The sequence below is a fragment of the Pseudomonas sp. H1_F01 genome (genome assembly GCF_054681425.1).
Genome location: NZ_CP162823.1, coordinates 1,853,229 through 1,876,116, shown reverse-complemented (window position 1 = coordinate 1,876,116; position 22,888 = coordinate 1,853,229). Strand labels below are relative to the sequence as shown.

General features: G+C 60.6%; 15 protein-coding genes. 6 read left to right on the top strand and 9 right to left on the bottom strand.

What is annotated here, in order from left to right; all coding sequences use genetic code 11:
* Positions 1–27 precede the first annotated feature (27 nt).
* The gene (gene ttcA, locus AB4O09_RS08580) at positions 28–852 is read right to left on the bottom strand and encodes a tRNA 2-thiocytidine(32) synthetase TtcA (protein ID WP_038857410.1); all 825 of its coding nucleotides are present in this window, start codon (positions 850–852) and stop codon (positions 28–30) included.
* 280 nt (positions 853–1,132) lie between these two features.
* On the opposite strand from ttcA, the gene AB4O09_RS08575 reads away from it, so the two are divergent.
* Complete coding sequence (locus AB4O09_RS08575) at positions 1,133–1,735, top strand: Yip1 family protein (RefSeq protein ID WP_003204699.1); 603 nt, start codon at positions 1,133–1,135, stop codon at positions 1,733–1,735.
* 172 nt (positions 1,736–1,907) lie between these two features.
* Positions 1,908–2,402, top strand: a complete 495-nt coding sequence (locus tag AB4O09_RS08570) for a SprT family zinc-dependent metalloprotease (protein WP_003204703.1) — start codon at positions 1,908–1,910, stop codon at positions 2,400–2,402.
* A gap of 120 nt (positions 2,403–2,522) precedes the next feature.
* Here the strand turns inward: AB4O09_RS08570 and AB4O09_RS08565 are convergent, their stop codons facing one another.
* Complete coding sequence (locus AB4O09_RS08565; protein WP_038858931.1) at positions 2,523–3,704, bottom strand: CaiB/BaiF CoA transferase family protein; 1,182 nt, start codon at positions 3,702–3,704, stop codon at positions 2,523–2,525.
* 178 nt (positions 3,705–3,882) lie between these two features.
* Positions 3,883–5,235: a dicarboxylate/amino acid:cation symporter gene (locus AB4O09_RS08560; RefSeq protein ID WP_003204708.1), complete on the bottom strand. Its 1,353-nt coding sequence runs from the start codon at positions 5,233–5,235 to the stop codon at positions 3,883–3,885.
* A gap of 333 nt (positions 5,236–5,568) precedes the next feature.
* Here AB4O09_RS08560 and AB4O09_RS08555 point away from each other — a divergent pair, with 333 nt between their 5' ends.
* On the top strand, positions 5,569–6,567 hold the full coding sequence (locus tag AB4O09_RS08555) for an AraC family transcriptional regulator (protein WP_003204710.1): 999 nt from the start codon (positions 5,569–5,571) through the stop codon (positions 6,565–6,567).
* Positions 6,568–6,698: 131 nt separating this feature from the next.
* Here the strand turns inward: AB4O09_RS08555 and AB4O09_RS08550 are convergent, their stop codons facing one another.
* The 3 genes from AB4O09_RS08550 to AB4O09_RS08540 form a co-directional block, all read right to left on the bottom strand.
* On the bottom strand, positions 6,699–8,045 hold the full coding sequence (locus AB4O09_RS08550) for an ATP-binding protein (RefSeq protein WP_003204712.1): 1,347 nt from the start codon (positions 8,043–8,045) through the stop codon (positions 6,699–6,701).
* The gene (locus AB4O09_RS08545) at positions 8,042–8,719 is read right to left on the bottom strand and encodes a response regulator (protein ID WP_013694070.1); all 678 of its coding nucleotides are present in this window, start codon (positions 8,717–8,719) and stop codon (positions 8,042–8,044) included. Before AB4O09_RS08545 ends, AB4O09_RS08550 begins: the two co-directional genes overlap by 4 nt.
* Positions 8,720–8,821: 102 nt before the next feature.
* The gene (locus AB4O09_RS08540; RefSeq protein ID WP_069971441.1) at positions 8,822–9,421 is read right to left on the bottom strand and encodes a hypothetical protein; all 600 of its coding nucleotides are present in this window, start codon (positions 9,419–9,421) and stop codon (positions 8,822–8,824) included.
* 144 nt (positions 9,422–9,565) lie between these two features.
* On the opposite strand from AB4O09_RS08540, the gene AB4O09_RS08535 reads away from it, so the two are divergent.
* Positions 9,566–10,354, top strand: a complete 789-nt coding sequence (locus AB4O09_RS08535) for a dienelactone hydrolase family protein (RefSeq protein WP_003204718.1) — start codon at positions 9,566–9,568, stop codon at positions 10,352–10,354.
* A gap of 133 nt (positions 10,355–10,487) precedes the next feature.
* A complete protein-coding gene (locus tag AB4O09_RS08530; protein ID WP_003204719.1) occupies positions 10,488–11,213 on the top strand; it encodes a 4'-phosphopantetheinyl transferase family protein in 726 nt (241 codons plus the stop codon).
* Positions 11,214–11,345: 132 nt separating this feature from the next.
* Here the strand turns inward: AB4O09_RS08530 and AB4O09_RS08525 are convergent, their stop codons facing one another.
* Positions 11,346–12,956: an ATP-binding protein gene (locus tag AB4O09_RS08525; protein ID WP_003204720.1), complete on the bottom strand. Its 1,611-nt coding sequence runs from the start codon at positions 12,954–12,956 to the stop codon at positions 11,346–11,348.
* Positions 12,953–13,675, bottom strand: a complete 723-nt coding sequence (locus tag AB4O09_RS08520) for a response regulator (protein ID WP_460108093.1) — start codon at positions 13,673–13,675, stop codon at positions 12,953–12,955. The genes AB4O09_RS08525 and AB4O09_RS08520 overlap by 4 nt, the downstream gene beginning before the upstream one ends.
* Positions 13,676–14,536: 861 nt before the next feature.
* Here AB4O09_RS08520 and AB4O09_RS08515 point away from each other — a divergent pair.
* On the top strand, positions 14,537–17,428 hold the full coding sequence (locus AB4O09_RS08515) for a ribonucleoside-diphosphate reductase subunit alpha (RefSeq protein WP_003204723.1): 2,892 nt from the start codon (positions 14,537–14,539) through the stop codon (positions 17,426–17,428).
* 285 nt (positions 17,429–17,713) lie between these two features.
* On the opposite strand, the gene AB4O09_RS08510 is transcribed toward AB4O09_RS08515, so the two are convergent.
* On the bottom strand, positions 17,714–22,834 hold the full coding sequence (locus AB4O09_RS08510; protein ID WP_233839801.1) for a beta strand repeat-containing protein: 5,121 nt from the start codon (positions 22,832–22,834) through the stop codon (positions 17,714–17,716).
* Positions 22,835–22,888 lie beyond the last annotated feature (54 nt).

Genomic DNA, 22,888 nt, shown 5'->3' with positions numbered 1-22,888 from the left:
AAAGCGCCGTAATAACTATCGGTAGAGTCAGAGATTCACCACATTGACGAACCGCGGCGTGGCGTTTTCATCGATGCGCAGGTTGGTGAAGTCAAACAGGTTGCGGTCCGCCAGTTGCGACGGAATGACGTTCTGCAAGCCGCGGAAAATGCTCTCGGTACGGCCCGGCGTCTTGCGTTCCCACTCCTGGAGCATCTCCTTGACCACCTGGCGTTGCAGGTTTTCCTGGGAGCCGCACAGGTTGCAGGGGATGATCGGGAATTGCTTGAAATCCGAATAGGCCTGGATGTCTTTCTCGCTGCAATAGGCCAGCGGGCGGATCACCACGTTGCGCCCGTCATCGGCGCGCAGCTTGGGCGGCATGGCCTTGAGCGAGCCGTTGTAGAACATGTTCAGGAAGAAGGTCTCGACGATGTCGTCGCGATGGTGCCCCAGGGCCATCTTGGTCGCACCGATCTCGTCGGCGAAGGTGTAGAGCGTTCCGCGCCGCAGGCGTGAGCACAGCGAACAGGTGGTCTTGCCTTCGGGAATCAGTTCCTTGACCACCGAATAGGTGTCTTTCTCGACGATGTGATATTCCACGCCCAGCGACTGAAGGTAGGCCGGCAGCACATGCTCGGGGAACCCGGGCTGCTTTTGATCCATGTTCACCGCGACGATGTCGAACTTGATCGGCGCAACCTTCTGCAGATGCATCAGCACATCGAGCAAGGTGTAGCTGTCCTTGCCGCCGGATAGGCAGACCATGACCTTGTCGCCGTCCTCGATCATGTTGAAATCGGCGACCGCCTCACCGGCCTGGCGGCGCAGGCGCTTTTGCAGTTTGTTCTGGTTGACCGTAAGAGTGCCCATGACGCGAAATCCGTGAGGTGTGACGAAAGGCCGGCATTTTACGCAAAAAATCCCGGATGTGGCACGTTCCTGCCTGCAAGGTTTGCGCGCACAGATCAAGCCGCGATTAGCCTTTTCCTTTACAGCGCGATTTGCTCTAAGCCCCCCATCCCCCTCGGGGTGACTCCTTTCTATACTGCGACATAAGGTCGCACACACTTACAGACCTTTACTTACCCGGCCATTTGGCCCGTAGGCGCTCCGTTGGGGGGCGATGGCAATAACAAAGGAGTGACTGACTATGATCTCTCATGTCGTGGGGCTCTTTACCCACCCTGATCAAGAATGGAAAGAAATCCGTGGCGACCAGGAGGAAAGCATCAGCCACATGTACCTCACCCACACGCTGATCCTGGCGGCCATTCCCGCGGTTTCGGCGTTCATCGGCACCACACAGGTGGGATGGGTCATCGGCAATCGTGCACCGGTCATGCTTACCCAGGAAAGTGCGCTGTGGATGACCGTCATGTCGTACCTGGCCATGTTGGGCGGTGTGGCAGTGATGGGCGCCTTCATCCACTGGATGGCCCGCACTTATGACGCCAATCCGAGCCTGGCCCGTTGCGTCGCGTTCGCCACCTACACCGCGACACCTTTGTTCATCGGCGGCCTGGCGGCGCTCTACCCGCACATGTGGCTGGGAATGATCGTCGGCACAGCGGCGATCTGCTACACGGTCTACCTGCTGTATGTGGGCTTGCCGACGTTCATGAATATTCCCCAGGACGAAGGTTTTCTGTTTTCCAGTTCGGTGCTCGCCGTCGGCCTGGTGGTACTGGTGGCCATCATGGCGTTCACGGTGATTGTCTGGGGGCTCGGCGTCGGCCCGATCTATACCAATTGAAGGAATGAAAAGGTCCCGATAGTACCCTCCAATAAAAACAGGATCTGCCGACACAGGCCGCCGCAAGGCGGCCTTCCTGTGTTTGAGCCGCTCGAAACGACCACTGGGCGCCTGGACGATTCGCAACGGCCGACGCTTGCGGCATACTCGGGCTTCTGGAGACCCGTAAAGCATGCTCGAGCAACTCAATACCCGCGTCGAAGAGTGTTACCAACAAGCCGAATCCTTTTTCAAACGTCCCTTCAAACGCCCGGTGGTCAGCTTCAAATTGCGTGGCCAGAAGGCCGGTGTCGCGCACCTGCATGAGAATCTGCTGCGCTTCAATCCACAGTTGTACCGGGAAAACGCCGAAGACTTCCTCAAGCAGACCGTTGCCCATGAAGTCGCGCACCTGATCGCCCATCAACTGTTTGGCGAACGCATCCAGCCCCATGGCGAGGAATGGCAACTGATCATGCGCGGGGTGTACGAACTGCCGCCCAACCGCTGCCACACCTACGAAATCAAACGCCGCAGCGTGACCCGCTACATCTACAAATGCCCCTGCGACGGCAGCGACTTCCCGTTCTCGGCCCAGCGCCACAGCCTGGTGCGCCAGGGGCGACGGTATTTGTGCCGTAGCTGCCGCAATACCTTGGTGTTCAGTGGAGAAACCCGGGTCGAGTAGTCAGGCTTTGTGGTGTCTGGGCTGACCCCTTCGCGAGCAAGCTCGCTCCCACAGGGGTTTTGTGAGCGCCGCAAATCCAGTGTGGGAGCGAGCTTGCTCGCGATGGCGGCCTGACAGACGCTACAAAACCACCCCGCGCTTACGCAACGCTTCGATCCGCTGCGCACTGAACCCCAACTCCCCCAGCACCTGATCCGTATGCGCCCCCAACTCCGCGCCAATATGCCGAGGCTCGGGCAACCCTTCGGAAAATCTCAATGGACAAGCCATCTGCGCCTGGCTCGAACCATCGCCCCGGGGCACCTGAGTCACCAGCTCCCGAGCCTGTAACTGCGGATGCCGGACAGCTTCCTCCAGGCTCAGCACCGGCTCGACGCAGGCATCGATCCCGGCAAACAGGCTGCACAGCTCGGCGAAATCGTGTTTTTCAAACTCGGCCTGCAGCGCCTGCTTAAGAGCGTGTTGTTGTTCAGGCTCGGGCGACAACCCCTGGGCCGCCAGTTCCGGCCGTCCCAAGGCCTCGCACAACGCCTGCATGAACACCGGTTCCAGGCTGCCCACCGACATCCAGCGACCATCGCGGGTGCGGTAATAGTCATAGAAGCTGCCGCCGTTGAGCATCTGCTTTTCCCACCCCGGCTCGACACCGCAGGCCAGGTAACCGGCACCGGCCATGGCGTTGAGGCTGAACACACAGTCAGTCATGCTCACGTCCAGGTGCTGGCCCTGCCCGGTTTGCTGGCGGGCGATGACCGCCGCCAACAGCCCGATCACCCCGTGCAACGAACCACCGGCGATGTCTGCCGCCTGGATCCCCAGCGGCAACGGACCGCTGTCGGCACGGCCGATGTGGCTGGCCAGCCCCGCCAGGGCCAGGTAATTGATGTCGTGACCGGCGCGGTCCTTGTAGGGTCCGGTCTGGCCGTAGCCGGTGATCGACACGTAGATCAGCCGCGGATTGATCGCCTTCAAGGCCTCGTACCCCAGGCCCAGTCGCTCCATCACGCCGGGGCGAAACTGTTCCAGCAGGATGTCGTAGTCCTTCAGCAATTGCGTGACCACCGCCAACGCTTCCGGTTGCTTGAGGTCCAGGGCCAGGCTGCGTTTGTTGCGGTTGAGGTAGGCGTGGCTGGCCGATACCCCCTGGTCATGGGGCGGCAGTACCCGCAGCAGATCCTGGCGGGTCGGCGACTCGATGCGCAACACCTCGGCCCCCATGTCCGCCAGCAACAGCGAGGCGAACGGCCCCGGCAGCAGGGTCGAGAAGTCCAGAACCTTGAGCGATGCCAGTGGGCCTTGCATGGGCGATCTCCGAGGGGGATGGCTAAAGACTAGGCAGGGGTTGGCGGTGGGGCAATTACCGCAGGTGTCGTTTTGGATGACGATTGCGCTCAGTGTGAACCCATCGTGGCGAGGGAGCTTCAAAATTGAGAACCAATAAAAAACCCGCCGAAGCGGGTTTTTCATTGCAACCTGAAAATTACTTCACAGCGCCTGGAGCAGAGGTTTCAGCCGCTACAATCTGCGCCGCTGCGATCTGCTCGTCATCTTCACGGACGTCGGAGATACCACGACCACCGGAAGCCAGCTCGGTCTGCAACTGGTCTTCGTCCAGCTCCTTGACCCACTTGGCAACCACGATCGTGGCGACAGCGTTACCCACCAGGTTGGTCAGGGCACGGGCTTCGGACATGAAGCGGTCGATACCCAGGATCAGTGCCAGGCCGGCCACCGGCAAGGTGCCCACGGCCGACAGGGTGGCCGCCAGCACGATGAAGCCGCTACCGGTCACGCCGGCCGCACCTTTGGACGACAGCAGCAGCACCAGCAGCAGGGTGATCTGGTGAGTCAGGTCCATCTGGGTGTCAGTGGCCTGGGCGATGAACACTGCGGCCATGGTCAGGTAGATCGAAGTACCGTCGAGGTTGAACGAGTAGCCAGTCGGGATCACCAGGCCTACGACCGACTTCTTGGCACCCAGGCGCTCCATTTTGATCAGCATGCGTGGCAGGGCCGATTCCGACGAGGAAGTGCCCAGCACGATCAGCAGTTCTTCACGGATGTAGCGGATCAGCTTGACGACGCTGAAGCCGTGGGCGCGGCAGATGGCGCCCAGCACTACCAGCACGAACACCACGCAGGTGATGTAGAAGCAGATCATCAGCTGGCCCAGTTGCACCAGCGAACCGACGCCATAGGCACCGATGGTGAACGCCATGGCACCGAAGGCACCGAGGGGGGCCAGCTTCATGATCATGTTGATGATGATGAACATCACGTGGGCGAAGCGATCGATGAAGTCCAGCACCGGCTTGCCGTAGGCACCCAGGCGATGCAGGGCAAAACCGAAGATCACCGAGAACATCAGCACTTGCAGGATGTCGCCGTTGGCGAACGCGCCGACGATGGTGTTCGGGATCACGTTGAGGATGAAGGCAATGATGCTCTGGTCTTTACCAGCCGAGATGAAACCGGCGATCTTGCTGGTGTCCAGGGTCGACACATCGATGTGCATGCCGACGCCCGGTTGCACGACGTTGACCACGACCAGGCCGATCAGCAGGGCGATGGTGGAAACGATTTCGAAGTACAGCAGCGCGTAGCCACCGGTCTTGCCCACCGACTTCATGTTCTGCATGCCCGCGATGCCGCTGACGACGGTACAGAAGATGATGGGAGCGATGACCATTTTGATCAGTTTGATGAACCCGTCACCGAATGGTTTGAGGGCAACACCGGTCTGCGGGTAGAAGTGGCCGAGCAAAATACCGATGGCAATGGCTACGATCACCTGGAAATACAGGGATTTGTACAGTGGCTGACGAGTCGTCATGGCAAACCTTCCTCAAGAGTCCCGTTTGACGACATCCACCTGTCGTCCACGGCACCTCAATTGCGAACCCTCCTGCACTGGAGGGATTTGTTTTTTGTCGGCTGCACGCGGCAGACCTGAGTGCTCTATCGCAAGGCTCGTGCCATTTTTCAGAAAAACCCTACAAGCGCTGTTGCAGAAGGCTCCTGGAATTATTCACGGGTTAAACGCGGGCGCGGAATGTGGCGGATTTCCGCCCACAGGGCGTTTATCACTCCGGGATTTGGCGGATATCCGCCTTGTCGAGCCGCAGTGCCCTGCTACCATCGCCCGCTCAACGGACGGACTTCAGCCATGCGCCAACGCACGATCGCCAGCCACTTCGCCCGCGCAGCCTTGGGCGGCGCGCGTCGGCAAGGCTTCGACTATTTTCCTCTGCTGCACCAGCTGGGCATCAGCCCAGAGCTGTTGGATGAGCCGCGCGCGCGGATTGCGCCCGAGCAGTTCGCGCGTCTGTTGCAGGCGCTGTGGCTGGCATTGGGGGACGAATACCTGGGATTCGGCAGGGCTGCGAGTAAACCCGGGACGTTTGCCATGATGTGTCACGCGTTGATCCACTGTCGGACACTGGGCAAGGCCCTTCAGCGCGGCTTGCTGTTCTACAGCCTGTTCCCCGACGCGCCGAGCCTGACGCTGGAAGCCGAAGGCGAGCGAGTGCGGCTGGTGCTGGACGATTCGACGCTGTGGGACCCGGATCACTTCCTGACTGAAAGCTTGCTGGTAGTCTGGCATCGACTTGCCAGTTGGCTGATCGGCCAGCGGATCGGCCTGGAACAGGCGACCTTCGGCTACCCCAAGCCCACCCACGGTGCCGAATACGACTTACTGTTTCCTTGCCCGCTGGTGTTCGAAGCGCGCAGCAGCAGCCTGTTGTTCCACAGCCGTTACCTGGACATGCCGCTGCTGCAGGACGAACGCACCCTCAAGCATTTCCTCGAACGCTCCCCCGCCGACCTGCTGTCGCGCCCGGACGATGGCCACAGCCTGAGCAGCCAACTGCGCCGCCTGCTCTGCCGCGACGCCGCCCGCTGGCCCGACCTGGACACCGTCGCCGGCCATCTGCACATCAGCCCACAGACCTTGCGCCGGCATTTGCGTGAGGAAGGCACCAGCTTCCAGGAACTCAAGGATCAGCTGCGGCGGGATATCGCCATCTACCACTTGGGGCGTGCGGATTTGTCGTTGCAGCAGATCGCCGAGCAGTTGGGGTTCTCAGAGCCGTCGGCGTTTCACCGGGCGTTCAAGAAGTGGACGGGGGTCACGCCGGGGGCCTATCGGGAGTTGGAGAACTGAATGGATGTGCTGTGTTGACTGGCCTCATCGCGAGCAAGCTCGCTCCCACACTGGATTTTCGGCGTTCACCAAACCGTTGTGGGAGCGAGCTTGCTCGCGATGAGGCCAGTGGCGACACCAAGGACCCTCAGTCAAACCACCGAAAAATGAATCCTGAACGCCGCCCCGCCCAGCTCTGAATCCCCCAGGGTCAACTTGGCGCCATAGCTCTCGATGATGTCTTTCACCACGGCCAGCCCGATCCCCTGCCCCGGATGCTGGCGATCCAGTCGCTCGCCCCGCTGGAGAATCCGCGCACGTTGATCCGGTGGCACACCCGGCCCATCGTCCTCGACACTCAACTCCGTGCCGCCGAGGGTCTGGTGCACGCTGACGCGCACCTCGCCCAAACACAGCCGATAGGCGTTTTCCAGCAGGTTGCCGAGCATCTCCAGCAAGGCGCCCTGTTCGATCGGCACCTGGCAGTGCTCCGGCAGATCGAAACTGACACTGACCCGTTTGTCGCGATAGACCTTGTCCAGGGTGTCACACAGGCTTTGCAACACCGGGCGCAAGCGCACCTGATGGCGCACCAGCCCGCTTTTGCGCAGGCTGGCGCGCTGCAACTGGTAGCCGATCTGCTGGCTCATGCGCTCGATCTGGGATTGCAGCACCCAAGCCTGTCCACGGTCCTCGGGGCGCCGGGCCATGTCCTCGCTGACGCCCTGCAACACCGCCAACGGGGTCTTCAAGCTGTGGGCCAGGTCATCGAGGGAGTCGCGATAACGGCTGCGTTGCTCCCGCTCGCTGTACAGCAGGCGGTTGAGGGAGCCGGTCAGGCGCAACAGTTCCCGGGGATGTTCGGTACTGAGGCTTTCCCGGGCCCCGCTTTCGATTTCGTCCAGTTCCTGGCTCAGGCGCCGCAGCGCCCGAAGGCCCCAGGTCAGGCCGATCCACAACAGCGCCAGCAACACCAACAGGGCCGCGCCAAAGCCCAGGTACAGATTGTCCCGCAGCCCTTGCAGGGTGACTTCGTAGTCGCGCACCGGTTGCAGGGTGACGATGCTGAACGCCGCGCTCTGGCCGCCGAGCAGCTTGATCTCGACGTCATAGACAAAAAACTCCTGGCCGTCGTTCTCGCGAATGCGCGCGAACTGGTTGCCCTGGCCGTCGTAGCGTGGCGTGTAATTGATGTTCTCTTCCTGGGTGGCCTTCGACCGCCAGACCAACCGCCCCTCGCGATCATAGATGTAGCCCAGCAGGCGGGCATCGGCGAGGTTGAAGCGCTCGTCGGGCAACTGCGCTGGCATCTTCAAGCGATTGTTTTCCACTCGGGCGGCGGAAATCAGCGTGGTCACGTCCGAGGCCAGGCGTTGCTCGATGGATTCCTGCAACGCCAGGCTGAACGCGCCTTGCATGGCCGGCAACAAGGCCAGCATGAACAGCACCGCCAGGGTCATGGCGGCCAGCATCAACCGCAGGCGAAGCGAACGAATCACTGGCAGCGCTCGTTGAACAGGTAGCCCAGGCCACGCACGGTGTCGATGGGCTTGAAGCCGGCCGGGGCTTCCAGCTTACGGCGCAGGCGCCCGACCAGCACTTCGATGACATTGGGATCACGCTCGTCGTCATCGGGGTAAAGCTGCTCCATCAAGCGGTCCTTGGCCACCACCTGCTGGTGATGGCGCATGAGGTATTCGAGGATGCGATATTCGTAGGCAGTCAACGCCAGCGGCTCCTCGCCGAGGGACGCCTGCTTGCGGTTGAGGTCGAGCAGCAACGGACCGGCAACAATGGTCGATTGGGTAAAGCCACTGGAGCGGCGCAACAGGGCATTCAGCCGGGCCTCCAGCTCTTCGAACTGAAACGGCTTGACCACATAGTCGTCGGCACCGGCGGCCAGACCTTCGACCTTGTCCTGCCAGTTGCCGCGGGCGGTGAGGATCAGGATCGGAAACGTCTTGTCCTGCGAGCGCAGCCGGCGGATCAGTTCCAGCCCGCTGATGCCCGGCAGGCCCAGGTCGATCACCGCCAGGTCATGGTTGAATTCCCGGACCTGGTACAAGGCCTCTTCGGCATTGGCCACGGCCTGCACCACATGGCCGCTGTCGGTGAGACGGGTTTGCAGGTGGTGGCGCAACAGCGCTTCGTCTTCGACGACCAGTAATTTCATGGAGCCTCTCCCCAGGCAAATCAAACAATCCAGTGCGCACTTCAACGCAAGGCGCCGGATCGTCTTCGACCGATCCGGCTGGATACGCTCACCATCGACCGCTTAGAACGTGTAGTTGGCGGACAGGTACGTCTGGGCGCTGCTGGTCAGGTCCAGCGAGCCAACCTTGTCGCCACCGTGCGGGCTCATCTCGGTGCTGGCATTGCTGCGCAGGTAACGGTAACCCAGTTCAACCGAGGTGTTTTGCGAAATTTGTTGCAGCACGCCCCCTTGCAAGCCCACGGCGTAGCCGATGTCGCTGTCGCGACTGAAGCCGGGAGAGTCCTGGGTCAGCTTGGTCAGGCCCGCCGTGCCGCCACCGAACAGTTTGGTGCTGCTGGTGACCGGATAGAACACATCGTAGCTGCCCAGCAGGTTTTCCTGGCGCAGCTTGATGCCGTTGTGGGTGCCCGAGACGTTGTCGTAGGTGGCGTAGTAGCGGCCCTGGTCGTTTTGTTTGCCCAGTCGGATGCCATAGGTGGCGTCCTTGCCGATGACGCCGTCGGCGTTCGGGTTGTTCAGGGTGCTGTCCAGGGCGTTGGATTTCTTCACCTTGTCGCTGGTCTGGCCGAGGGTCAGGCTGGCGAAATTGTCATCGGCGTGGGCCAGGGCGCTGGCGCCCAGCACGGTGAAAGCCAACAGCAGTTTTTTCATAACAGTCATGGTCAAGTTCCTTTGCAGCGTGGGTGTTTTGTGAAGTCGTGGTCACCTTAACCAGCGGTCCCTGAACACCCCTTGAACGTTCTCTGAACCTGCGCTGAATGAATCGGCTAATCTGTGCGGACCACTTTTATAAGGAGATCCGTCATGCGAAGGCTGCTTGCTGTTGTACTTCTGGCCATTAGCGGCGTGAGCCACGCCGCCATCCAGACCCAGGAGCTCCCCTACACCAGTGCCGACGGCACCAAGCTGATCGGCTATTACGCGTATGACGACGCGGTCAAGGGCCCGCGCCCGGGCGTGGTGGTGGTGCATGAATGGTGGGGGCTGAACGACTACGCCAAGCGCCGTGCCCGTGACCTCGCCGGCCTGGGCTATAGCGCCCTGGCCATCGACATGTACGGCGACGGCAAGAACACCGAGCACCCCAACGACGCCATGGCCTTCATGCAGGCGGCGCTCAAGGACGGCGCGGCGGCCAGTGCCCGCTTCCAGGCCGGTCTCGACCTGCTGAGGAAACAACCCCAGACCGATCCGGACAAACTCGCCGCCATCGGCTACTGCTTCGGCGGCAAAGTGGTGCTCGATGCAGCGCGCCAAGGTGTGCCGCTAGCCGGCGTGGTGAGCTTCCACGGTGCGCTGGTGACCAACACCCCGGCAACGCCTGGCAGCGTCAAGGCCAAGGTGCTGGTCGAGCATGGCGCCCTGGACAGCATGGTCACCCAGGACAACGTCACCGCGTTCAAGAGCGAGATGGACAAGGCCGGCGCCGACTATAAATTCGTCAGCCTCAAAGGCGCCAAGCACGGCTTCAGCAACCCCGATGCCGACCGCTTGAGCCACGGTGAACATGGCGGGCCGGACATTGGCTACAACAAGGAAGCCGATGAGAAATCGTGGGCGGATATGCAGAAGTTCTTCAAGAAAATCTTCTGATACATACCCCCTGCATGATCGCTCCCACGCAGAGCGTGGGAGCGATCATTGACCACCTGCCTCGTTCACGACCTCCATTCATACAGCTCGCCCCCACTACCCAGCCTCCAGCCAACCCGGCAAAATGCCCGGCATGAAGACACTCCCCTCCCTGCCCGCCTGCTGCTCGCCTTTGGATGAACATTGGCTCTTGCCCGATGCCCTGTCCGATACGGTGCTGCTGAGCACGCGCTTCGACCCGTTGTTGCTGGTGGGCGCCGACTTCCCCAACAGTGCCATCGAGCCCCCGGCGAGCATCCAGCGCTCGGTAGCCAAGCGCCAGGCAGAATTCCTGGCCGGGCGGATCTGCGCCCGGGCGGCGTTGCAGCGGCTCGACGGCCTGGCCTGCGTGCCGGCCATCGGTGAGGACCGCGCCCCGGTGTGGCCGGCCCATGTCAGCGGTTCGATCACCCACAGCACGGGTCGGGCGGCGGCCATTGTCGCGAAAAAAGATCATTGGCAAGGGCTGGGCATGGACGTGGAAAACCTGCTCGACCCCGAGCGCGCCGAACGCCTGGCCGGTGAAATCCTCACCTCGCCAGAGCTGCAACGCATGACCAAGCTCGCGCGCGATGACCGGGCCTTGCTGGTGACCCTGACCTTTTCCGTGAAGGAAAGCCTGTTCAAGGCGCTGTACCCCATCGTCAGGCAGCGCTTTTATTTCGAGCATGCCGAGGTGCTGGATTGGACACACGATGGGCAGGTGCGCCTGCGCCTGCTGACGGACCTGTCGACCGAGTGGCGCCATGGCAGTGAGCTGCAGGCTCAGTTTGGGGTGAAGGATGGGCAGTTGTTGAGCCTGGTGGGGATCAGGGCCTGAGATCTTGGGTGTTTGGGAGGGCCTCATCGCGGGCAAGCCTTGCTCCCACAGCAAACAACACTTAAATGAGAGAGCACTGACCTGTGGGAGCAAGGCTTGCCCGCGATGGCGGTCGATCAGGCACCACCCCCATCAAGACCTGTCCTGATGCCTCGGCCAACTCAAGCTGAAACAAGCCCCGCCCAGGCTCTTGCTCTTGCCGATCAGCGCCCGGCCGTCATGCCAGTGGATGATCCGCCGCACGATCGACAGCCCCAGCCCATGGCCGCCTGACGCCCGGGCGCGGCTGTCGTCCAGGCGCAGGAAAGGTTTGAAAATCCGCTCCCATGCCGCTTCCGGCACACCAGGCCCGTCGTCTTCCACATCCACCCGGCAGCGCAACTGGCCCACCTGGTAGCTGACGGTGACCCGGGAGCTGGCGTGGCGCATGGCGTTACCCACCAGGTTCTGCAGGGCGCGATGCAGAAAGCGTGGCTCGGCCTCGACCCAGGCGCCGTCGCAATCGGCGGCCGACAGGCATAGACCGCGCTCGACCGTGATCCCCGCCCGCAACGGCCCCAGTTCATCGATCACTTGATTGACCAGCGCATCCAGGTCAACTCGCTGGAAATTCAGGGCCGGTGACCCCTGTTCCAGCCGCGCATAGGTGAGCATTTCGTCCACCAACCGATCCAGGTCTTCAATGTCGTGGTCCATGCCCGCCAGGTATTTGTCCCGAGCCTGGGGCGTGGTGGCGCTGCCGAGCATTTCCAGGCCGAAGCGCAGGCGCGCCACCGGGGTACGCAATTCGTGGGACACCGCCCGCACCAGCTCACGCTGGATCGCCAAAAGTTGCTGCAGGTGCTCGGCCATGCCATTGAACGCAGCGGCCAATCGCCCGACCGAGTCGGCGCCTCGGGCCGGCACCCGGGTTTCCAGGCTGCCCTGGGCGATCTGGGTGGCGGCCGACTCCAGGCCACGCAAGCGCCGCTCCAATTGGCGCACCAGCAGGTAGACGATCAAGCCGATCAGGCTCAAGCCCAGTGCCGCGATCAGCACCAGCCATTGCGGCGGATAAGGGTTCATCTGGTACAGCGGGCCGATCTCCAGCACCCACGGCGTGCCGACCATGCCGGCGAAGACCCGGATGGAGTCGCCGCCCTTGCCCAACGCCATCACCGTATCGCCCTCGGACACACGGCGGCGCTGGTCGTCGTCCATGTCCGCCTGCTCGGTGGTCATGAGTCGCAGATCGAAACCAAAACCTTTTTCCTGCGCCAGTTGCGCCAGCCGTTTGGGCTGTTCGGCCACCGGATAACGCACCAGCTCGTCGGCCAACAGGTAAATGGTCGCGCGAGCCAGTTGTTCGCTGATCTGCTGGACTTCCCCCACCAACATCAGTTGCTCGGCATCATTGATCAGTCGATAGACTTTTGCCGCGTGCGGCCCGGTCTGCTCCACCAATGCCTGGCCGCGCATTACCCGGGTGCGCTGGCCGAGGTCGAGGTCGGTCTGGGGGAAAGTCTGCAACGCCAGGGGAATGCCCAGCAGGCGCTCCCACACCAGCAACGCCCGGCGCCGTTCGGTGTCGTTCATCGGCCGCAGGTTGTCGGCCATCAATGAAAACGTGCCGTGGGCCAGGCGCTCGCGGTATTGCTCGCTGCGGGTCTGGTTGAGCAGGTGCAGGGCCAGCACGCCGAGGACCGCCACCAGCACCAGTGCCGCACACATGCCGCCATAAATACGCAGGAAGATCGAATTCACGGTGCCAGGTCTACGCAGGCTTCAGGAACGAACAGGTAGCCTTTGCTGCGAATGGTCTTGATCAGCCGTGGATGGTCCGGGTCGTCGCCGATCTTGGGGCGGATGCGTGAAATGCGCACGTCGATGGAGCGGTCCTGGCCGTCATAACCGATGCCGCGCAAGGCGGTGAAGATTTCTTCCCGGGACAGGATGCGCCCGGCATTGGACACCAGCAGCCACAGCAGGTCGAATTCGGCGCTGGTCAGCTCGATACCGTTGCCCTGCAACCAGGCTTCGCGCAGGGCGTCGTCGACCACCAGCGGGCCGAATTGCAGGCGTCGCTGCTTCTGCGCGACGCTCGGCTCCGGTTCGCTGCGCCGCAGCAAGGCCTGGATCCGCGCCAAGAGCAAACGCGGGCGAACCGGCTTGCAGACGTAATCATCGGCGCCCAGGTCCAGGCCCTGGATCTGATCGGTGTCGTCGGTGCGGGCGGTGAGCATCAGGATCGGCCCGTCATAGTGCCCGCGCACCTTGCGACAGATGCTCAGGCCGTCTTCGCCGGGCAGCATCAGGTCGAGGACCACCAGGTCCGGCTGCTCGGCAATGATCCGCGCCGCCGCCACCGCGCCGTCGCCTTCGATGGCGACACGCAGTCCGTTGCTTTCGAGGTACTCCCGGGTCAGCTCGGCCAGACGCTGGTCATCCTCGATGATCAATACCTGCCAGGCTTCTTGTTCCACTGAGGGACCTTTTGTCTGATTAGCTAAATAAGGAAAGGCGTGTCGCCAATATCACTGACAAGGCGAACCCTGTGGGAGCGAGCTTGCTCGCGATGGCGGTGTGTCAGGCACCCTTGGTACGGCTGAACCGACGCTATCGCGAGCAAGCTCGCTCCCACAGGTTGGGTCCTGCGCCACTCCCGTCTTTTTGTCATGTTAAAGGAGGATAAACACACCCATGCATGGGCCGATTGTATAAACGTCACCTGCGCAGAAAACAAGCGGACAAATGCGTTTCGATCGGCTGGGTTTTATGTGGTAATGTCCGCGCCCGCAAAAATCACCGGGCTGTTTTCGGATCGTCGAAACCGATGAAAAAAGGTCCACTCCAGCTAGGTCGCGGCCTACAGAGCCGTTCCACGATTCGCACACAAATTACGCACAGGCTTATCCACAGGTAGTACGTTGCATACCCCCCGAAAACGCATTATCTTGTAGCCCGCCGCGTAAAAAACCCTACATGTAGGGTTTCAGGCTAAAAACCAAACACAAGTCGGACAGAGAATTCAAGCGCTTTTCTTGCTTCTGTCCAACTGAAACACCGCATTTCCCCAAGCCCAGACCGCCCCTGCGGATGGCAACTGTTTCCAGGTCGAAAACGACCGAAACGGTACGGGTGTTGCAGTCAATTGCTGCCACCCCGGCAACCCGGTTTCGAGCCCCGCTCGCAACCTGAGAACTTCGGATGGAAGCGGCATTAAACGCCTGCTTCCTACTGTCCCGAAGTTGTTATGCCCGGCGCCAGTCGGTTGTAGTGCTTCAGGACGGAACGGTGGGCACCGTGATGGTGCCCAAACAAACATAGAGAACGTGGAGACACCCATGCACACCGACACAACTCGCGAGAACCCGCAGGGCACCGCGCCGCTGGCCGCCGATTCGAACCCGGATCTGTCCGCCACCGCGCCGGGCCAACTGCGCGTGATCAAGCGTAACGGCACTGTCGTTCCTTACACCGATGACAAGATTACCGTCGCCATCACCAAAGCGTTTCTCGCAGTTGAAGGTGGCACCGCTGCCGCTTCGTCGCGAATCCATGACACCGTGGCCCGCCTGACCGAACAGGTCACCGCGACCTTCAAGCGTCGCATGCCCTCGGGCGGCACCATCCACATCGAAGAAATCCAGGACCAGGTCGAACTGGCCCTGATGCGTGCTGGCGAGCAGAAAGTGGCCCGCGACTACGTGATCTACCGTGACTCCCGCGCCAAGGAGCGTGCTACCCGTTCCCCGGCCGACGCACCGGTCCAGGCCCACCCTTCGATCCGCATCGCCCGCGCCGACGGCAGCCTGGCGCCGCTGGACATGGGTCGCCTGAACACCATCGTCACCGAGGCCTGCGAAGGCCTGGAAGAAGTCGATGGCGACCTGATCCAGCGCGAAACCCTGAAGAACCTCTATGACGGCGTTGCTCTCAAGGACGTCAACACCGCGCTGGTGATGACCGCACGGACCCTGGTGGAACGCGAGCCGAACTACTCCTTCGTGACCGCCCGCCTGCTGATGGACACCCTGCGTGCCGAAGGCCTGAGCTTCCTGGAAGTCGCCGAGAGCGCGACCCACCACGAAATGGTCGACCTGTACGCCAAGGCATTGCCAGCTTATGTTGCCAAGGGTATCGAGTTCGAATTGCTGAACCCGGTCCTAGCTGAATTCGACCTGGAAAAACTCGGCAAGGCGATCAACCACGAGCGCGACCAGCAGTTCACCTACCTGGGCCTGCAAACCCTGTACGACCGTTACTTCATCCACAAGGATGGCGTGCGTTTCGAACTGCCGCAGATCTTCTTCATGCGCGTGGCCATGGGCCTGGCGATCGAAGAGAAGCAGCGTGAAGACCGTGCGATCGAGTTCTACAACCTGTTGTCGTCCTTCGACTACATGGCCTCGACCCCGACCCTGTTCAACGCCGGTACCCTGCGTCCACAGCTGTCGAGCTGCTACCTGACCACCGTGCCGGACGACCTGTCGGGCATCTACGGCGCCATCCACGACAACGCCATGCTGTCGAAATTCGCCGGCGGCCTGGGCAACGACTGGACCCCGGTTCGCGCATTGGGCTCGTACATCAAGGGCACCAACGGCAAATCCCAGGGCGTCGTGCCGTTCCTCAAAGTGGTCAACGACACCGCGGTCGCGGTCAACCAGGGCGGCAAGCGCAAGGGCGCGGTCTGTGCCTACCTGGAAACCTGGCACATGGACATCGAAGAGTTCATCGAGCTGCGCAAGAACACCGGTGATGACCGTCGTCGTACCCACGACATGAACACCGCCAACTGGATCCCTGACCTGTTCATGAAGCGCGTCTTCGATGACGGCAAGTGGACCCTGTTCTCGCCATCCGAAGTACCGGACCTGCACGACCTGACCGGCAAGGCTTTCGAAGAGCGCTACGAGTACTACGAAGCCCTGACCGAGTACAACAAGATCAAGCTGTTCAAAGTCGTCCAGGCCAAAGACCTGTGGCGCAAGATGCTCTCGATGCTGTTCGAAACCGGTCACCCATGGCTAACCTTCAAGGACCCGTGCAACCTGCGCAGCCCGCAGCAGCACGTGGGCGTGGTCCACAGCTCGAACCTGTGCACCGAGATCACCCTGAACACCAACAAGGATGAGATCGCGGTCTGCAACCTGGGCTCGATCAACCTGCCGAACCACATCGTCGACGGCAAGCTGGACACCGCCAAGCTGCAGCGCACCGTGAACACCGCCGTGCGCATGCTCGACAACGTGATCGACATCAACTACTACTCGGTGCCACAGGCGAAGAACTCCAACTTCAAGCACCGTCCGGTCGGCCTGGGCATCATGGGCTTCCAGGACGCCTTGTACCTGCAGCACATCCCGTACGGTTCCGATGCCGCGGTCGAATTCGCCGACAAGTCCATGGAAGCGGTCAGCTACTACGCGATCCAGGCTTCCTGCGACCTGGCCGACGAGCGTGGCGCCTACGAGACGTTCCAGGGTTCGCTGTGGTCCCAGGGCATCCTGCCGCTGGACTCGCAACAGATCCTGATCGCCCAGCGTGGCCAGAAGTACATCGACGTTGACCTGAACGAATCCCTGGATTGGGCACCGGTTCGCGCCCGTGTGCAGAAAGGCATCCGTAACTCCAACATCATGGCCATCGCACCGACCGCCACCATCGCCAACATCACCGGCGTGTCGCAGTCGATCGAACCGACCTACCAGAACCTGTATGTGAAATCGAACCTGTCGGGCGAGTTCACCGTGATCAACCCGTACCTGGTTCGCGACCTCAAGGCCCGTGGCCTGTGGGACTCGGTCATGATCAACGACCTGAAGTACTACGACGGTTCGGTACAGCAGATCGAACGCATCCCGCAAGAACTCAAAGAGCTCTACGCAACGGCCTTCGAAGTGGACACCAAGTGGATCGTCGACGCCGCCAGCCGTCGCCAGAAGTGGATCGACCAGGCTCAATCGCTGAACCTGTACATCGCCGGCGCTTCGGGCAAGAAGCTGGACGTGACCTACCGCATGGCTTGGTACCGTGGCCTGAAAACCACTTACTACCTCCGTGCCCTGGCCGCGACCAGCACCGAGAAGTCGACCATCAACACCGGCAAGCTGAACGCGGTTTCCAGCGGCGGCAACCACGGTGACGATTCGGTCCTGGCTGCTCCAGCCGGTCCTGCGCCAGTGCCAAAAGCCTGCGCGATCGACGAGCCGGATTGCGAAGCTTGCCAATAAGCTGAGCGAGTGGGCCCGTAAAGGCGCCTGCTGAAAGAACCCCCCGATAGACCGCTGGTTTATCGGGGGTTTTCTTTTGCCTGGAGGAACACCCCAAGGCAAATGTGGGAGCGAGCTTGCTCCGGGCGGCGATCCGACGATGGGGCCAGAGCAAACAACACAAATCACCGCCCATGAAAAAGCCCCTCTTGCGAGGGGCTTCTTGTGCAGCCTTCAACTAACCCTCAATGTGTTTTTACGACCTCAACTGCCAAGACTCAATGACAGCCGCGGTTTTCGCCAGACTTAGACGGGAATAGTGAATACATCTCCATTGGCAGTCTGAAAGGACTCGATGGTATTGGAGCCCGCGTACCAGTCAGCAAGAATGACCGCATTGTTCTGATGACCCGAATTCCACTCGACGGCATTAAAAATGAAAGCGTTGGTACCATCCGTCTTGATCATCACATCCGCATAGGACTGGATGTTCAGGAGTTGGACCACATCACCACTGGAAGTGCCTTCGTCTTTGATCATTACGCTGGTGGACGATTGCGCCTTGTAAGTGTCGCTGCCCTCACCGCCATAGGCGTAACCACCACCGACCATGTTCAAGGTGTCCGAACCGGCACCTCCATGCAGTTGGTACTCGGGGCCCACCCCCACCAGTGAATCACTGCCTTCGTCACCGTAAGCAATGCCGGCGTAAACCGTGATGTTGTCATTGCCGGCATCTCCGTGCAGGACACTGCCAGCATCGTTGTTGGCACCGAACATACCGTCATTGCCATTACCGCCGTGCAGTTCATCCGCTTCGGCAGGGCCACTGCGATCAGGACCATTGAAGGCATAGGGCTCATACTTGCCACCATAGATGTAGTCATTGCCGTCGCCGCCATAGACCAGGTCGTTGCCCTCGCCGCCATAGATCTCGTTTTGAACAGCGTTACCAGTCAACGTATCGTCGAACGCCGAACCATGCAGGCCTTCAATGTTGACCAATACATCACCGGTTGCATCGCCTCCGGTGACCGTGCCTGCCAGCATATTGATTTGCACCGCTGCCGAACTGCCGGTGTACCAGGCTGCGTCGGAAGCACCAGCCCCGCCATCGATAAAGTCAGCGCCCTGCCCACCGATGAACGTTTCGACGCCAGTTCCGCCAATCAACGTATCGTTGAACGCCGTCCCTTCCCAGTTCTCGATGTTGGTGTAAGTGTCCCCTGCTGCAGCGCCAGTCAAAGGCTGGGTGAGGTCCAGCGTGATGGCCGAGGTTTCAAAGGCAAAACTGACAGTGTCTCTGCCGAAAGCACCATCGAAATTATTGGCCTGTTCGTTACCCACAAAGGTATCGTCCCTACCCGACCCGACGAACTTCTCGATGCTGTCGAACGTATCGCCCTTGGCGATAGCCGTATGCTCACCAGTCTTGAAGTTGAGCGTCACGCCGACCGGTCCGATGTCGTTGTAGCTGACCGTATCGATGCCATCTCCACCGATGAAGGTGTCACCACCATCTCCACCCATCAGGATATCGTTGCCAACACCTCCAGTGATGACGTTATCCAGTGCGTTACCCCACGATTGGAAACCGACAGTGCCGGTATAGGTCAGATTCTCGACTCCAGCATTGAGCTGGTAGTACCCCTGATTCGTGCGCACCTCATCGATGCCGCCACCCGCCAGTTCAACAATCGCCCCATAGGTGGCGTTATTGAGGACATAAACATCATCGCCCGCACCACCTTGCACAGTGAACCCGGTCGAATTGGTGTTGGCGATGAAGACGTCGTTGTAGGCCGAGCCGACAATCTTCTCGATGCCCGAGAAGCTATCGCCTTCGGCATCGCCCCCCATCCCGGCGCCCGAACCGACGCCAGATGCACCCAGTGTCAGCGTCACGCCCTGAGCGGATTGAGAGTAATCCGCCACGTCGATACTAGTGCCCGTGCCACCGTCGAATTTGTCTGCGGTCGCACCACCCATGAACGTATCGGCGTATTGTGAACCGCGAATGACTTCGATATCGGTATAGGTATCACCTGCCGCAATGCCGCTGTGCACGCCGGTTTTGAAGTTGAGCGTCACACCAACAGTGCTGTCATCGTAGCCGACTGTGTCCGTACCGCTGCCGCCAATGAAACTGTCGGCGCCTCCACCGCCAAGCAAGGTGTCGTTGCCAGCCCCGCCGGTGATGATATTGTCGGTGGCATTGCCGCGACCGGTGAAGTTACCGGTACCGGTATAAGTCAGGCGTTCGACGTTGTTGTACAAACCCATGCTGGCGATGTTGGTTCGCACTTCATCGTCGCCGCCACCAACGGCCTCGGTGATCACCGCCGTAGCGGTGTTGTTGACGATGTAGAGGTCGTTGCCGGCGCCACCCTGCAGGTTGAAACTGCCGGTAGTGGATGAGTTGAACACGTCGTCATAGGCCGAACCGATGACTTTCTCAATGCCGGAGAAACTGTCGCCCTCGGCATCACCACCAGTCCCGGTGCCAGCCCCAGAGGCCAAGGCGAGGTTGACGGCCCCAGAGGAAAGTGAGTAATCGACGACATCAATATTATCGGCAGTGACGGCGCCGCCCTCAAACTTGTCGACGTTTGCACTGGCAACAAAAATATCGCTGTACTTGGAACCACGAATGACTTCGATGCCGTCAAAAGTATCGCCAGCGGCAATGCCCGTGTGGACACTGGTTTTGAGATTAACGGTAACCCCAGTAGTGGCATCGTCATAACTGACGGTGTCAGTCCCTGCACCACCGATGAAGAGATCGGCACCCGCTCCCCCTGAGAGCAGATCGTTGCCGACGCCGGCCGAGATGATGTTGTTGCTGGCATTACCGTTACCGGTGAAATTGCCGGTGCCGGTGTAGGTCAGGCGCTCGACTTCGGCACCCATCGACATGCTGGCAAGATTGGTGCGAATCTCGTCATCACCGCCACCGGCGGTCTCGATCACCGTCTGATAGGCCGGGCCATTGATAACGTAAAGATCATTTCCCGCTCCGCCTTGCAACGTAAACGTACCGGCACCTGTGGTGAAGATATCGTCTTGGGTCGAGCCGACGATTTTCTCGATATTAATGTAAGTATCGCCCTGCGCATCGCCACCCTGGCCACTGCCTACGCCCGTGGTGGCAAGGGTGATATTGACGGCCTGAGCCGATAGCGAGTAATCAACCGTATCAGTGCCGCCAGCGGTGGTCCCGCCATCAAAGTTGTTAGCTTCGGCACCACTGAAGAATGTATCGCCGCTATTGCTGCCGCGAATCACTTCGATGCTGGAGAATGTATCGCCCGTGGCAACACCCGTATGGACTCCAGTTTTCAAGTTGACCGTGACGCCGATGCTGGTGCTGTCTTCGTAACTGACCGTATCGGTCCCGGCACCACCAATGAATTGGTCGGCACCCGCGCCACCAATGAACAGGTCATTACCCGCACCGCCAGTGATGATGTTGTCACCGGCGTTGCCGCGCCCCGTGAAGTTAGCCACACCGGTATAGGTCAAGCGCTCGACTTCGGCACTCAAGACTGTGCTGGCCTGGTTGGTGCGGATTTCATCGTCGCCCCCGCCTGCCAGTTCACCAGCCCCTATCGAGCCGCTGCCATTGATGACGTAGACGTCATTACCAGCACCACCGTTAAAGGTCACGCTGCCCGCGTTGAAGGTAAAGACGTCATCGTAGGCCGAGCCAGTGATCACCTCGATGTTGCTGAACGTATCGCCCTGGGCATCGCCTCCCGTCCCCGTACCGGCGGTACCTGTCACGGTCAGGTTGACCGCCTGGGCAGAACTGGCGTAGCTCAGGGTGTCGTAGCCATTGGCACCATCAAAGGTATCGGCGGAGGTGCCACCGATAAAGTTGTCGCTATAGGACGAGCCACGGATCACTTCGATGCCATTGAAGGTATCACCCGCGGCAATGCCTGTATGAATGCCTGTCTTCAGGTTGACGGTGACACCCACTCCCGAAACGATATCCTCATAACTGGCGATGTCGATGCCTGCGCCACCGATCAGTTGGTCGGCCCCCGCCCCACCGATCAATAGATCATTACCCGCACCGCCAGTGATGATGTTGTCACCGGCGTTGCCGCGCCCCGTGAAGTTAGCCACACCGGTATAGGTCAAGCGCTCGACTTCGGCACTCAAGACTGTGCTGGCCTGATTGGTGCGGATTTCATCGTCGCCCCCGCCTGCCAGTTCACCAGCCCCTATCGAGCCGCTGCCATTGATGACGTAGACGTCATTACCAGCACCACCGTTAAAGGTCACGCTGCCCGCGTTGAAGGTAAAGACGTCATCGTAGGCCGAGCCAGTGATCACCTCGATGTTGCTGAACGTATCGCCCTGGGCATCGCCTCCCGTCCCCGTACCGGCGGTACCTGTCACGGTCAGGTTGACCGCCTGGGCAGAACTGGCGTAGCTCAGGGTGTCGTAGCCATTGGCACCATCAAAGGTATCGGCGGAGGTGCCACCGATAAAGTTGTCGCTATAGGACGAGCCACGGATCACTTCGATGCCATTGAAGGTATCACCCGCGGCAATGCCTGTATGAATGCCTGTCTTCAGGTTGACGGTGACACCCACTCCCGAAACGATATCCTCATAACTGGCGATGTCGATGCCGGCGCCGCCGATCAGTTGGTCGGCCCCCGCCCCGCCGATCAATAGATCATTACCCGCACCGCCGGTGATGATGTTGTCACCGGCGTTGCCGCGCCCCGTGAAGTTAGCCGCACCGGTATAGGTCAAGCGCTCGACTTCGGCACTCAAGGCTGCGCTGGCCTGGTTGGTGCGGATTTCATCGTCGCCCCCGCCTGCCAGTTCACCAGCCCCTATCGAGCCGCTGCCATTGATGACGTAGACGTCATTACCAGCACCACCGTTAAAGGTCACGCTGCCCGCGTTGAAGGTAAAGACGTCATCGTAGGCCGAGCCAGTGATCACCTCGATGTTGCTGAACGTATCGCCCTGGGCATCGCCTCCCGTCCCCGTACCGGCGGTACCTGTCACGGTCAGGTTGACCGCCTGGGCAGAACTGGCGTAGCTCAGGGTGTCGTAGCCATTGGCACCATCAAAGGTATCGGCGGAGGTGCCACCGATAAAGTTGTCGCTATAGGACGAGCCACGGATCACTTCGATGCCATTGAAGGTATCACCCGCGGCAATGCCTGTATGAATGCCTGTCTTCAGGTTGACGGTGACACCCACTCCCGAAACGATATCCTCATAACTGGCGATGTCGATGCCTGCGCCGCCAATCAGTTGGTCGGCCCCCGCTCCGCCAATAAGAAGGTCGTTGCCATCCCCACCGCTCAAAACATCGTCACCAGCCAAACCGCGTATCTGATCATCGCCTGCAGTACCCACCAGCGTATCTGCACCGTTGGTCCCGTTGATTGCCGCCATTACATCTTCCTTGTGTGTGTTGGAAACTATGCTGAAAACGTCAGGTACGTAAGA

Bases quoted from the DNA above. Each gene is read 5' to 3' on its own strand.
- ttcA (WP_038857410.1), bottom strand. From the start codon at position 852: ATGGGCACTCTTACGGTCAACCAGAACAAACTGCAAAAGCGCCTGCGC.
- AB4O09_RS08575 (WP_003204699.1), top strand. From the start codon at position 1,133: ATGATCTCTCATGTCGTGGGGCTCTTTACCCACCCTGATCAAGAATGG.
- AB4O09_RS08570 (WP_003204703.1), top strand. From the start codon at position 1,908: ATGCTCGAGCAACTCAATACCCGCGTCGAAGAGTGTTACCAACAAGCC.
- AB4O09_RS08565 (WP_038858931.1), bottom strand. From the start codon at position 3,704: ATGCAAGGCCCACTGGCATCGCTCAAGGTTCTGGACTTCTCGACCCTG.
- AB4O09_RS08560 (WP_003204708.1), bottom strand. From the start codon at position 5,235: ATGACGACTCGTCAGCCACTGTACAAATCCCTGTATTTCCAGGTGATC.
- AB4O09_RS08555 (WP_003204710.1), top strand. From the start codon at position 5,569: ATGCGCCAACGCACGATCGCCAGCCACTTCGCCCGCGCAGCCTTGGGC.
- AB4O09_RS08545 (WP_013694070.1), bottom strand. From the start codon at position 8,719: ATGAAATTACTGGTCGTCGAAGACGAAGCGCTGTTGCGCCACCACCTG.
- AB4O09_RS08540 (WP_069971441.1), bottom strand. From the start codon at position 9,421: ATGACTGTTATGAAAAAACTGCTGTTGGCTTTCACCGTGCTGGGCGCC.
- AB4O09_RS08535 (WP_003204718.1), top strand. From the start codon at position 9,566: ATGCGAAGGCTGCTTGCTGTTGTACTTCTGGCCATTAGCGGCGTGAGC.
- AB4O09_RS08530 (WP_003204719.1), top strand. From the start codon at position 10,488: ATGAAGACACTCCCCTCCCTGCCCGCCTGCTGCTCGCCTTTGGATGAA.
- AB4O09_RS08515 (WP_003204723.1), top strand. From the start codon at position 14,537: ATGCACACCGACACAACTCGCGAGAACCCGCAGGGCACCGCGCCGCTG.
- AB4O09_RS08510 (WP_233839801.1), bottom strand. From the start codon at position 22,834: ATGGCGGCAATCAACGGGACCAACGGTGCAGATACGCTGGTGGGTACT.